Annotated in this window: 14 protein-coding genes; 6 read left to right on the forward strand and 8 right to left on the reverse strand. The window is 34.6% G+C overall.

Annotation, left to right across the window (positions count from 1 at the left end):
- Positions 1–133 precede the first annotated feature (133 nt).
- The gene (locus B2C77_RS17390) at positions 134–1,048 is read left to right on the forward strand and encodes a Gfo/Idh/MocA family protein (protein WP_077706191.1); all 915 of its coding nucleotides are present in this window, start codon (positions 134–136) and stop codon (positions 1,046–1,048) included.
- Between the two features lie 855 nt (positions 1,049–1,903).
- Here the strand turns inward: B2C77_RS17390 and B2C77_RS17395 are convergent.
- The 3 genes from B2C77_RS17395 to B2C77_RS17405 form a co-directional block, all read right to left on the reverse strand.
- On the reverse strand, positions 1,904–2,101 hold the full coding sequence (locus B2C77_RS17395; protein ID WP_077706192.1) for a hypothetical protein: 198 nt from the start codon (positions 2,099–2,101) through the stop codon (positions 1,904–1,906).
- Positions 2,102–2,114: 13 nt separating this feature from the next.
- Positions 2,115–2,306: a DUF2642 domain-containing protein gene (locus tag B2C77_RS17400; RefSeq protein WP_077706193.1), complete on the reverse strand. Its 192-nt coding sequence runs from the start codon at positions 2,304–2,306 to the stop codon at positions 2,115–2,117.
- A 513-nt stretch (positions 2,307–2,819) separates the two neighbouring features.
- Entirely contained in the window at positions 2,820–3,179 is a 360-nt protein-coding gene (locus B2C77_RS17405) for a hypothetical protein (protein ID WP_077706194.1), read from the reverse strand.
- A 766-nt stretch (positions 3,180–3,945) separates the two neighbouring features.
- On the opposite strand from B2C77_RS17405, the gene B2C77_RS22555 reads away from it, so the two are divergent.
- The gene (locus tag B2C77_RS22555) at positions 3,946–4,476 is read left to right on the forward strand and encodes a CotY/CotZ family spore coat protein (protein WP_077706195.1); all 531 of its coding nucleotides are present in this window, start codon (positions 3,946–3,948) and stop codon (positions 4,474–4,476) included.
- A 268-nt stretch (positions 4,477–4,744) separates the two neighbouring features.
- Complete coding sequence (locus B2C77_RS17415; RefSeq protein ID WP_077706196.1) at positions 4,745–5,092, forward strand: thioredoxin family protein; 348 nt, start codon at positions 4,745–4,747, stop codon at positions 5,090–5,092.
- A 121-nt stretch (positions 5,093–5,213) separates the two neighbouring features.
- Here the strand turns inward: B2C77_RS17415 and B2C77_RS17420 are convergent, their stop codons facing one another.
- Genes B2C77_RS17420 through B2C77_RS17435 form a run of 4 tightly spaced genes read right to left on the reverse strand, consistent with a single transcriptional unit; the run spans position 5,214 to position 8,366 of the window.
- Positions 5,214–6,446 (reverse strand): hypothetical protein, encoded by a 1,233-nt coding sequence (locus B2C77_RS17420; protein ID WP_077706197.1) that lies wholly within the window; start codon positions 6,444–6,446, stop codon positions 5,214–5,216.
- Between the two features lie 12 nt (positions 6,447–6,458).
- Positions 6,459–7,292 (reverse strand): hypothetical protein, encoded by an 834-nt coding sequence (locus B2C77_RS17425; protein ID WP_077706198.1) that lies wholly within the window; start codon positions 7,290–7,292, stop codon positions 6,459–6,461.
- The gene (locus tag B2C77_RS17430; protein ID WP_077706199.1) at positions 7,289–7,978 is read right to left on the reverse strand and encodes an ATP-binding cassette domain-containing protein; all 690 of its coding nucleotides are present in this window, start codon (positions 7,976–7,978) and stop codon (positions 7,289–7,291) included. The genes B2C77_RS17425 and B2C77_RS17430 overlap by 4 nt, the downstream gene beginning before the upstream one ends.
- Complete coding sequence (locus tag B2C77_RS17435; RefSeq protein WP_077706200.1) at positions 7,971–8,366, reverse strand: GntR family transcriptional regulator; 396 nt, start codon at positions 8,364–8,366, stop codon at positions 7,971–7,973. The genes B2C77_RS17430 and B2C77_RS17435 overlap by 8 nt, the downstream gene beginning before the upstream one ends.
- A gap of 676 nt (positions 8,367–9,042) precedes the next feature.
- On the opposite strand from B2C77_RS17435, the gene B2C77_RS17440 reads away from it, so the two are divergent.
- Together B2C77_RS17440 and B2C77_RS17445 are read left to right on the forward strand one after the other, a co-directional pair.
- Positions 9,043–9,801: an exodeoxyribonuclease III gene (locus tag B2C77_RS17440; RefSeq protein WP_077706201.1), complete on the forward strand. Its 759-nt coding sequence runs from the start codon at positions 9,043–9,045 to the stop codon at positions 9,799–9,801.
- A 289-nt stretch (positions 9,802–10,090) separates the two neighbouring features.
- Entirely contained in the window at positions 10,091–10,483 is a 393-nt protein-coding gene (locus B2C77_RS17445; protein ID WP_077706202.1) for a hypothetical protein, read from the forward strand.
- 86 nt (positions 10,484–10,569) lie between these two features.
- Here the strand turns inward: B2C77_RS17445 and B2C77_RS17450 are convergent, their stop codons facing one another.
- Complete coding sequence (locus B2C77_RS17450) at positions 10,570–11,535, reverse strand: MBL fold metallo-hydrolase (RefSeq protein WP_077706203.1); 966 nt, start codon at positions 11,533–11,535, stop codon at positions 10,570–10,572.
- A gap of 271 nt (positions 11,536–11,806) precedes the next feature.
- On the opposite strand from B2C77_RS17450, the gene B2C77_RS17455 reads away from it, so the two are divergent.
- Positions 11,807–12,250: a DUF4183 domain-containing protein gene (locus B2C77_RS17455; RefSeq protein WP_073006265.1), complete on the forward strand. Its 444-nt coding sequence runs from the start codon at positions 11,807–11,809 to the stop codon at positions 12,248–12,250.
- The last annotated feature ends 3 nt before the right edge of the window (positions 12,251–12,253 follow it).

Here is a 12,253-nt window from a genome sequence, read left to right on the forward strand (position 1 = left end):
CTCCCCCCTCCAGCAAGAATATATACTTAGTCAATTGCCAATTTTGTAATTTATTGTTATAGCGGTCTATCTCTCTTTCTATCTAATGCATACGATATAAAAGAATTAGAATTCAAAGTGAGGAGACTTTAATATGAGAGTTGGTGTAATTGGAACTGGTAATATGGGAGAAAATCATATACGGACGTATTTATCCATGTATGATCACTGCCAGCTTATTGGTATATATGATAAAGATACAATTAAAAGAGACAAAATTGCTAAAAAATATAATATAAAGCCGTTTTCATCATTAAATTACCTATTAAAAGAAGTTGATGCTGTAAGCATAGCTGTCCCTACGGAGTTCCACTATGATATTGGCTTAATTTGCATTCAAAACAATGTACACATGTTATTAGAAAAACCTATGACTAGTACAGTAGAACAAGCAGAAGATTTAATTTATAAATCGTCAAAAGCAGGAGTCATCATTCAAGTAGGCCACATTGAACTTTTTAATCCATTGATTCATGAACTCCTAAAATTAATAAAAAATAAAAAAATAATTGGTATTGAATTTCAAAGAATGGGTCCCTATAATAAAAGGCTTGAAAATGTCGATGTTGTGAACGATCTAATGATTCATGATATTTATATTCTACAAGAAATCCTTCAAGATACATTCATAGACATTCAAGCATTGGGAAAAATTATGGATGGTACAATTAAACATGCAGTTGTAATTGCCGCATCTACAAAGGAGATCATCATACAGCTTTCTGCCAGTTTTAAATCGCAAAATAAAGTTAGAACCATTCAAATCCTCACTGAAGATGCTTTTATTGAAGCCAATTTATTAAAGAAAGAAATCAAAATACAAAGCTCTATTTTTACTAAAACCCTTACAGTCGATGATTCTATTCAACCATTACAAGTACAACTAACTGATTTCTTAAATTGTATTAGGTTTAAAAAAGAACCTTCTGTATCAGGGAATGAAGGAATAAAAGCATTATTAATGACTAATAAAATTAGTGAGGAAATTTACAAAAAAGAACATAAGTAAAAATATTAGTGAAAATTTAATAGAATTTATTAATAAAATACACCTACAATCAATAGACTTTACCTGCTCCTCCCTTGATTGTTCGCTTCTCAAGGGTACAACCAAAAAAGACGGGCATTGAAATACTGTTATCTCCTTAGACTCATTCGCCTTTTCTTGAACGAGATCTGATTCTTGTAGCAGTTTATGGATAAAATCGGCTTAGTATCTATATATTATATGCCCTAATAAATCAATTCATGCATATAACCTTTTACTAAATTCTTAGAGTTTTTCCCTTTCATTATTAACAGAATGATAGTCACTTCATTCGTTTTGATCACCGACAAATAAAATACAACCCTTATAATTTATGCAAATAAACTTACGAAACAGCCGTTATTAAGGTCTGAACTCGATATTAAATCGGATTCAGACCTTTTCGTTTTGTTTTGGTTTGTTTATTTTTCTACATATTTATCCTATTACCTTTGTTCAATTAAAATAACAACATTATATATCTAAGTTCCGTGTGCTAAAACATCCACCAATATACGATGTGCATTTCTGAAATATTTATCATTTCATTTATATAACCTTGCGCTTAAGACATCTACTCCGCCTCCAAGATAATTCCTACTGGGCAACATTGGATATATTGTATAATCCTAATCGATTCTAATTTTCATACAAAATAGTTTAATTGAACCCTTTTAAAAATGTATATTCCTTAAAGTTACTATTCTTATAAAATATAGATCTCCAAGAAACCTATCATTTAAAAAAAGTACCATTCCTCGAAAAGAGAAATTGTACTTTTTTTACAAAATAAAACAATAAAAACGCTAACTATCACTAACAAACCATTTCATATCTTTAAGAAAAGCGTACAAAATTGATGAAATTGAAAGCTATATATACTTTTTCTGGTCCATAACCACTATCCTCCTCTACTATTACTAATTGTGAAGTTACCTTTAAAATAACACCTTCTGTCAAACTACTATCTGTAGCTATTTCTGCATTAGAACCTACACGTGTCCTAAGCTCAGCAGCAAAACTATTTCTAAACATTTATATACCCCCTTTATACTTCACTAAGAAGTTCAATTTTATCAATTGGTACTAACACCTGAGCATTAGTAACTTCAGTAATAACCGTATAATCATCTTTCACTTGGGAAACAGTACCAGTTATCATTCCAAAATTAGTAGTAATTTGGACATCTTGACTTAATAACTCTAATAATGCTTCTCTAACCGTGGAGGGATTTAACAATTATATTCATCCTTTCTATAATATATTTCTATATACCATATGCTAAATATAAGGAGCCGTAAGGGCTTTAATTGTAATAAGACATTATTTCCACCAATGCCATATACCTCATTTAAAATTAATAGTCTCCTATCTTTGAGAAATAATAATTACTTTTTAAAGACACAGAAAAAGTAATATACCTTTTACAACTAGCTTAAAATTTAATTTAAACCCAATCCTATTCTAGTAAGATTCGAAGTCTTCACAAATGATTCAAACTAGGGTATTTGTTATTAAAGCTAAATATTGATCTTTTCTAAAAATAAAAATCAACCAAGCTTGTTATTCATAGCTGTTTAGCAATTAAATCTAAACTATTTCTCTTTGAAACCAATGTTTATAGTAAACTTAAATTTATTTTTTAGTAAATTTCAACTTACGCATACAAGCACACATAAACGATAACTACATATAATATAATAAACCAATTTATCAGGGGCCTATTTAGCCCCTGATAGGATAATGAACTATTTACTCAGAGGAATTGTCAAGTTCTTTTAGCATGTTGACAATTTCTCTAGTAGCATCTTTATCAATGACAACATTGTCTTTATAATCGTTGAGGAAGCTTAACAAAATCACAATAGCTGCAATTGATAATGCATTTGCCTCATTTTTCACGATTACATTTGGATTTCCAATGTTTTCAAATTTTGTCCGATCACTTTGTGCCTGACCTTGATACTGATCTTGGTACTGATCTTGGTCTTGATTCTGGTATTGCTTTTGCTGTTGCTTCTGAAGTTGGAATAGAATATCCTTCAAAATCACCTCTAAACGTCGGAAATCTTCTTTCCTGTCAAAGTCATGATGTCTAGAACTACAACTCATTTTCTCATCTCTCCTTTCTTAGTTTACATTAGTAATATATGAATTTTAAAGAAGTGTGGTAGGGTATTCGTCTTTTAGCATGGAATTGATAAAACTGACTACCAAAACGAAACAATCTGTGCTAACCTGACAACCGTAATTACGATGCATAGATTCATGAAATAACATTAAATAATCTCCTCGTATTGTTATTTTTAAAATGAACAGTGTTAAACATTTCATGACTTCTTCTTCTTTTGAGCACATGACGTGAGAAAACTTAGGTAATCACCAATTCTTTATGACAAAATCCGTAATTTTGCTTATACAATAAAATATAAAATTATTTACTTTCCTATAATAAAAAAAGACATTAGCCCGACTTCATGTCGAACTAATGCCACAGTTAAATTAATAAATGAAACTGTCTAGAATATGGGGAGAACTATTACAACTATTTCTTAGAGGAAAACTTTTCATGGGAAAATCAATACAAGCTTGTATGATTTATACTATGGTATGCTTTTACATTTAAACAGAAACGGCACTTTACTTACAGCATGTATACATTTTTTATAGTCTAGTACCTTTCCTTTATTATTAAACAAGGTAATTGAATGATTTTTTAAAAATACACAATAATACAAGCTATATGAAAATAAATACATAAGCTATACTATAGCATTTCTTATAAACTTCACACCGTTTTTATTGCAGATGATAAATAACAAAAAACATTTTGAAGTCATAATGCTTAATACAATTAAAGTAAGCGAGGTGAAAAGAGATGGGTTGCTCTAACCAAAATAATATCTACTCCACCAAACATCGAGAACATTGTGTATGCGATATAGTTCAAAGCATTGTTCATGCACAAGACAAAGTAAACAAGGACACTTGTGATACGAGCTGCTATGCATCAATTCAACAATTAAACCACAAGAATTCTTTCAATAGGCATACAACTATTCCATTTTTGCTTTACTGCCGCAACAGTTGCAAGCCGTTTATTGGAAAAGGATTTATGACTAAGCATCATAATCATTGTTCCGAAAAATCCTTCAAAGAAATTGAATCCCCATTTTTCAGGGCAAAAAAATTCTTAAGAGGGAGCAAATGTTGTGTTCGATTAGAACTTTTATTACCAATCAAGGATAAAAAGTTTTCTCAATCTTTCGATAAACGATCTTATTGTGATGATCATATTGATAAGAAGATAACGGATTTCATAGCTACTGGAGTTTGTTTAACAGTGGACCTTAATCAATTTATTGGTATAACCTGCCTTGATCCAATAACTCCAATCCCTCCTAAGTAAAATTCATGCAGTAGGGGTGTTGTTTTCCATCTCCTACTGCATGCAAGTAACGTAAAATTATGTATTTAATCCTGTCCCAATACTCATCTAAATTAGCTCGACATTCTTTTATATTCCCTTATTTTCGCTCCATCTTTATATCCCTTCCTATCATAAATAACCTTCATATTTTTTGATATAAGACAATGAATCGTTCTTCCACCAGCTAGAACGTAAATCAAGAAGTCTAATTACGAATATGGTATGCTAAAGTCAGGAGGGATAGCAAATGGCTGAACATTCGTTTACTGTCATAACAAATTTAACAGACATTGATACGTTTATCGAACAAAACAAGCTCGCTTTTCTATATATTTCCCGCGAAGGCTGTAGTGTGTGTCACGGATTATTACCACAAGTTGAGGCGTTAATGGAATATTACCCAGAAATTGCTACGGCGCATATCAAGGCCGAACAAGTGGAAGAAGTCGCTGGAAGATTCTCCGTATTTACCGTTCCTGTACTCTTACTTTTCGTCGAAGGAAAAGAATATTTGCGTGAAGCGAGAATTGTGCATATGGATTTATTTCAGGAAAAACTGGAACAAATTTATAGCCATGTGGTTGGCGCTAATTAAAGCACCAACCACATCCTTACAGCAAACATCTCCAGTCCTTGAAATAAGGGAATCAGTATTTTAGATGTGGAGTAACCGCCCTACACTTCTACGTGCAAATTCGCCAATACTTTTTTATCGTTCATTGTTCATTTTCATACATATTTTCGATCATGATAGATGCCTTTTTCGCAGTCTGATTGTTCGGTGTTAATTCTCCTTCATAACGTAAAGCCTTATCTTTTAGGTCAATAACATACATTAATGGTGGGTTACCTTTTATTTGTGGGGCATTGCCTTCTCCCCCCATGTAGCTGTTCATATCATACAAGAGGTACAGCTTATCATGAATGATTTTCGTATACTTCATCGTGTTGACGTCGATAGCATCGGAAATGGGAATTTCAATTGGATCATCCAATTGTTGTTCGGCAACTTGATAAGGCGTCACGCTTAGTTTGCCTTTCTGTTCGTAAATAAAGTAGAACGTTTGAGCCCTCATATCAGCTATCACTTCTTGTTCTAGCATTTTTTCTGAAACATCAACCGACAATTCTGCCTGTTTCTTTATATCAAATAGCCGAAGTTGCTTTGTCTGGTCATCTTCGTCTAAATTTCTAGTCATAACAGCTATATAGCTACTTGCTTGAAGTTCATCTGTATCATGCAATAAAGTTACTTCTCGATCTCCTTTCACGTTTTCTTCCTTGTCGGAAAATAACCTTTGTTCACTAATTAGTTTTTCATTTGTAAGATCGATCGTGTATAGCCGCATTTCACTTTGACTTTCATCATCTACTAACATGTCGTTTTGTGTAAGAACATAGAGCTTATCTCCCAAAACTGTTACCTCTCCCACATCCATGTAATCATACTGACCTTGGTTTGGAAGTTTGATGAAAAAAGAGGTTGTTTCATCGTCACGCTTAGATACTGTTTCCACTTCTAAGGCAAAGTTACTTTGTTTAAACTGGCTACCATCCCACTCCGAAGACACATTCGCATATGCCAGCATACGTTCATCTTCATAAAAGTTATACGTACTCTCCTCTTTCCCACGCATAAACTGGCGATATTTCTGTTGTAATTGTTTGATTTTTAAATCATCCATTGCACCAGTTAGCCGTTCTAAAAAGCTAAGTTGGCTTAAGTACTTTCTTTTTTCTCCAGCAATCTGGATTGTTTCCCCAATATAGCTACCGTCCTGGATATAAGCTTGCACCAATACATCTTCTAATACCTCTTCATTTCCCTTCTGTTTTTCCCAAGTATATTCCGGTAGTTCTTTTTCAGCAAATGTATCATGCAAGTAGAAAAATCCAATGCCAAAAACAAATAGACAAGAAGTAAACATAAGTTTCCAATATCGTTCCACCATTCTTCCCCCTTACACCGTAATTTTCTTCGTTAATAAATAGTAGCTCAGGAATATGGAGCTTGCCGTTACTATTATTCCTATAATGATTTGCAAAATGAGCCATTCTAATGGATATAAAGAAAATAATCCCCATTCCATACTTAGAAAGATTAACGACATAAATACTGCCGTTGCGACTGCTACGTACCCAATTGCAAATAGCAAACCCTTCCAGCGATAACTCCGCTCGATAAGAATTGCCGTAAAAAAGATGCAGACAAACATTAACCCAGTACCGTAGTATAGTACAAACTCCGTGAATGTTGCTGGTAATATCGTGTTTACATATTGTGAAGCAACACTCACTTCTGATACTCCCATCGTTTGCATAAACTCATTCGGAACCATCCATTCTAAAACAATTCCTGCGATATAGATAAGGAACACTTGTAAAGCAACTAAGCCGAGCACCATGATGAAAATAGTTGTCGCTTTAGCAAAAAACAAATGTATTCTTTGCGTCGGAAGCATCAACAAGCGATAAATAAAGGTATTTTTCCCTAACCAATCCCGGTACCATATGAAAAACATGTAAATTAGCAACGTAACAACACAAAGTGCTATTGGCGCTAAAAACCAAATGGAATTCGTCCAGTCTAGCAAGCTTATCAGTCCACGCTGGTCCATAAATGCTTGTTTCGATAAGCCATCTTGATAAATTGCTTCATTTGCCTCTTGCATATACTCCTTAGATACAGCGATCACGCCAATTATTTGAGAAACTATCGTCAATCCAATAAGCACGAGATAAAATTTAAAAAATCTGCCCAGTTCAAATTCCGTTAAGCGAAAATAGCTTTTCATCCTTGATACTCCTCTCTCATCACATCAATGACCGATTTCCCTTCTGCCTCACGAACTTCTTCCGTATAGAATTGCTTTTTCACGACACCATCATCAAGCAATACAACTTTATCAATTAAATGCTCGATATCACCAATTTCATGAGTGGTAATAATCACACCACGGTCTTCGATTAAATGACTCGTAAACACGTTCGCAATTTGTTCTCTACTAAACATATCAATCCCTGAGAAAGGCTCATCCATAAGGATATAATCGACATCAAGTGCAAGTCCTAACAGTAAATTTGCTTTCGCTGTATTTCCTTTGGATAAAGAAGCTATCTTGTCTTCTGGATTTAATTTAAAAAAGGATAATAATTCCTGTGCTCGCTCCTCATTCCATGTCGTATAGTAATCTTTCATAAATTGCATCGATTCCGTAATCGTCATTTGCGGAAGTACCGTAATCGCATCAGGGATAAAGGTAATATGATTAAAAGTTTTTGGCTTTAGTTTTTCGCCATCAATCAAAATTTCTCCTTTTTTTATCGGTGTTAAAGCCATAATCGCATTTAAGATTGTGGTTTTTCCAACACCATTAATGCCGATTAAGCACGTTATTTCTCCTTTTTCAGCAGTAAAGGTTACGCCTTTTAACACTTGTTTACGACCAAATTTTTTCGTAATATTGTTCACTTCAATCATTATGCTCTTCCCCCTTATCCGCATTTGCTTGCTCATACTTTTCCTTTATAATGGTGACAATTTCATCAAGTGGCACTTGTACAGATTGAACAGTTGTAACCAATTGATCCACCGCATCCATAATTAACTCTTCCCGCACAACTTGAAGCACTTGTTCATTACGTGTTATCTTACTTGGCAAATTTCGCTCTGTATAAATCAAGCCTTGCTCCTCCATCTCCTTATAGGCACGTTGCACCGTATTTGGATTGATTTTTAATTCGCCTGCCAACTCTCGACGTGAAGGGATTTCCTGTCCCGGTTCTAGCATATTCATCGCAATCTGTTGCTTAAAATGACGAACCACTTGCACATAAACAGGCTCCCTACGATTAAAATTTATTTTCATAGCAACAGCTCCTCATTTCATCGGTGTATTATGTGATTAATACACTAAAGGCAAAAAAATTGATGTATCATGACTCGCTTATGAAAACACTACGCTTACCCAAATTTCCTCAAGGTCCTGTTTACTTTTACCTTACAAAACGCCACATAGGATAACTAACATAGAACGAACCTGAACAGCAGTTAACAATAGGTAAAATACGATGATTTTTCTTAATATGTGAATTTCTTTTGTCTGATTGTCTACTACCTTTTTTTAGTTTTAACTCAAAGCGTAATCATAAGTGTATGAAGCATATAATACAATACTAAGCTGTATTATATGCTTCATACACTTTTTTGTCAATGCTGTCTCTTTTTATAAAAATGAATTAGATGATTACCTCATTCTTACATATTGCATTTCTAGTAATTTGTGTTTTATATGCTACAATGATTCTGTGCTTCATTTCCATATAAAGCAAACCTTCAATCCGTGGGGGGATTACTTTCATCCCCCACGGATTATTCGTACCGCAAGGGTAGACTAAAAGACTCAGAACGAATCGGGGACTTAGGTGCTATTATCTCCCACTTAGACTTGTTCAGCTCCCATCTCCAATTCTTAAAATGGGGGGCTTACAGCACATTATACCTGGGATAAACTATCCTAAGTTGAAAGAAAGGAATTAAAATTTATGAAACTCGTATCTTGGAATGTAAACGGACTAAGAGCATGTATTCGCAAAGGATTTCTAAACTATTTTCATAGCATAGATGCTGATATTTTCTGTGTGCAAGAAATAAAATTACAAGCAGGACAACTTGATTTACCATTAGAAGGCTACTACCAATATTGGAACTACGCTGTCCGAAAAGGATATTCTGGTACCGCTGTTTTCACCAAACAAAAACCATTGACTGTCTCATATGGCGTTGGTGACGCGAATACCGAAGAAGAAGGGCGCATCATTACATTAGAATATGAAGATTTTTATCTCGTCAATGTCTATACTCCAAATGCAAAGCGAGATCTCTCTCGCCTAGACTACCGCTTACAGTGGGAAGATCAACTTTATGCTTATTTAGTAGAGTTAGACGAAAAAAAGCCCGTCATTTATTGTGGTGACTTAAATGTTGCCCATCAGGAAATCGATATTCGTAATTATAAATCAAATAATGGTAATTCCGGTTTTACTTTAGAGGAACGAGCAAAAATGTCGCGACTATTAGACGACCGTTTTATTGATACGTTACGTTACTTTCAGCCGAATACAGAGGGATTATACACGTGGTGGTCCTATATGAAAACCGTTCGCGAGCGTAATATTGGCTGGCGAATTGATTATTTCCTAGTTTCCAATCGTTTAAAAGAGCAATTATTACATGCAGAAATTGATTCAGAAGTATTCGGGAGCGATCATTGTCCCATTCAGCTGGAGCTGAAACAAGCATAAAGGAAAAGTAAACTTTGCTTCGTTAGAAAATATAAAAACAAGTCGCACCGTAATTTTCATAGTAGGTTCTATCTGCGAGAATCATAGGCATGAGAGAATACTTATACGATTAACCCTAAAATTTCTTGCTTTCCGATGTATAAAAAATAATGAAAAGTAGCACTTTTTATTTTCATTGAAAATAAAAGAGAAAATCCATTTATTCACACTCCGTTCATAAAACTATGGTAGGATAAAGTGAAACAATCTATGACTTGATGAAAATGGGAGAAAAAGGGGTGCTATTGGATTGAATACGTATAGTAAAACATTACTGCGATTTTCGGCTATTTTTGCTGTAATAGGAGCGTTTATTGGCTCACATATGGCAGGTGCAGGCGGATATGAATTTCGTACTGTTCACGCACATATTCTTGTCGTCGGATGGCTTACTTTATTTGCTTGGGCGATTTATTATAAAATTTTCATGCCTGCTAACAAAAAACTTGCAGCACTTCACGTATGGACAGCGATTATCGGTGCCATCGGTTTAACAATCGGCATGTGGCTATACTATTTACGTCCGTTTAACTTCAATGAAACAGTAATAACGATATTGTTTATCGTTGGAGGTACGATTCTACTTATTAGCTTTGCGATTTTCCTTATTCTCACTTTCTTAAAAACAGAAGATGAGACGTAAGGATTAGAAAAGCTTGGCTTATCGCCACATCTTTATGGCGTAAGCCCTAAATTTCATGCTATCTATAGTTAAATAAAGCCTGTTTCCTAATGAACAGGCTGCTTATTTTTTTCTTGCTTTTGCAAATAATCAATGATACCTAACGCACAAATTTGCATATCGACATTTAAAATAATGTATGTCTCGTGGTCATCAGGAATTCCTTTCTCCCGCAGCTCCACACGAATTGTCTCTAGCATTCTGTCAGCAAGTTGATCATAACCTACGCCTTCTGCATATGCATCTTCGGCAATTTTCATGAAGGTGTCTAGCCATGTAAATACTTGTTGTAATGCTTCATTGGGTTGTTCGGTCATACCAAAATGCCCATAGTAAATCCGATCTAATTGTAAATTTTCGAAGCGCTCCCACGATTGACGTAATTCATTTGGATCAAATTGATTGGGAGAAGTCGATGGTAAGAAAAATGGCACGCCTTGGTCCTCTAATAACTGATACCGAACCCCAGCAGTATCGCCAGTAAATAAACCATTACTAATCGAATCATAAATACTAAAATGATGTCGCGCATGTCCTGGTGTATGTAAAAATTGCAATGTACAGTTTTTGCCGATTGCTAATGTATCCCCATCTTCTTTCACGATCATTCGTTCTTCTGGAATTGGAACAATGGGGTCATATAAATCCGAAAAACTATCGCCATAGACAGCCCGAGCTCCTGCCGCAAGCTTTCTCGGATTGGCTAAATGCCTTTTCCCTCGTGGATGGATAACTACTGTCGCATTTGGACAAGATTTCAACAAAAACCCAGCTCCTCCTGCATGGTCTAAATGCACATGTGTGACAATGATGTATTTCACTGCATCTAATAAAAATCCTAATTTTTCTAACCCCGCTTTGATATGCTTAATGGACGGGCTAGGTCCCGTTTCAATAATGGTTAACTGCTCCTCATCAAGCACATAAGCTCCTGTGCGGTTTGGTATGTTAAAATCGAAACCGTCAATAAGATAAATACGATCATCTAAGCGAATAGGGTCTTTCGTTTGCATGTCCTAACCTCCCAAAAAGATTCATTTCTTCTATCATAGCATAGGCCTGGATAGGGAGCTAAATAGCAGTGTGAATAACTATCTGTTAGAAACAACTTAGCTATCACCAAGTCTTTATGGTATTAAAACGTTTCGTTTTACTTATACGATGAAGCCTAAAATTTTATACGCTTCTATAGTGCAAGATAAAAACCCTCCCCCTTTTAACCTAACTTGAATAAGATGATAAAAGAAATATTAATCATTCTTTTTATAAAAAGGGGGAGAAAAATTGATAATCAAAAAATCAAAACAAAGGTGTACTTCTCATTACCATCAAGGTAACTGTAAATGTTCCAGTAAGAAATCGTCGCCTTGCAGTTGCTGTGATCATGACATTACAATTATTAACAATTTTAACTGCTATCCTCCTATTCCGCCTACACCACCTCCCCCATCTCAAGTTTTAAATGTAGAAACTTCCCAATACACAGCACTATCAGATGGGGTAAAGACAATATATACGAATCAAGATAAAGAGCCACAGTTTAGCACTTCAGATATTTTAAATCCCAACGATGTATCTTATATCAATTTATTTATAAATGGCATATTACAACCTCCTACCATTTATAATGTTCAACCAGGAACGCTCACACTTCTTGTCGGTCCAAGCGAAGTGCCAAGAAATGGAGTCCCAATTATTTTACAATTTATTAAGATCTTTTCTAGTTAGTCA

This window comes from Virgibacillus dokdonensis (assembly GCF_900166595.1).
In the GTDB taxonomy this organism is placed as follows: domain Bacteria; phylum Bacillota; class Bacilli; order Bacillales; family Amphibacillaceae; genus Virgibacillus; species Virgibacillus dokdonensis.

Coding starts and splice junctions, on each gene's coding strand:
- B2C77_RS17390 (WP_077706191.1), top strand. CDS start 134: ATGAGAGTTGGTGTAATTGGAACTGGTAATATGGGAGAAAATCATATA.
- B2C77_RS17405 (WP_077706194.1), bottom strand. CDS start 3,179: ATGAGTTGTAGTTCTAGACATCATGACTTTGACAGGAAAGAAGATTTC.
- B2C77_RS17430 (WP_077706199.1), bottom strand. CDS start 7,978: ATGATTGAAGTGAACAATATTACGAAAAAATTTGGTCGTAAACAAGTG.
- B2C77_RS17435 (WP_077706200.1), bottom strand. CDS start 8,366: ATGAAAATAAATTTTAATCGTAGGGAGCCTGTTTATGTGCAAGTGGTT.
- B2C77_RS17395 (WP_077706192.1), bottom strand. CDS start 2,101: ATGTTTAGAAATAGTTTTGCTGCTGAGCTTAGGACACGTGTAGGTTCT.
- B2C77_RS17415 (WP_077706196.1), top strand. CDS start 4,745: ATGGCTGAACATTCGTTTACTGTCATAACAAATTTAACAGACATTGAT.
- B2C77_RS17440 (WP_077706201.1), top strand. CDS start 9,043: ATGAAACTCGTATCTTGGAATGTAAACGGACTAAGAGCATGTATTCGC.
- B2C77_RS22555 (WP_077706195.1), top strand. CDS start 3,946: ATGGGTTGCTCTAACCAAAATAATATCTACTCCACCAAACATCGAGAA.
- B2C77_RS17425 (WP_077706198.1), bottom strand. CDS start 7,292: ATGAAAAGCTATTTTCGCTTAACGGAATTTGAACTGGGCAGATTTTTT.
- B2C77_RS17450 (WP_077706203.1), bottom strand. CDS start 11,535: ATGCAAACGAAAGACCCTATTCGCTTAGATGATCGTATTTATCTTATT.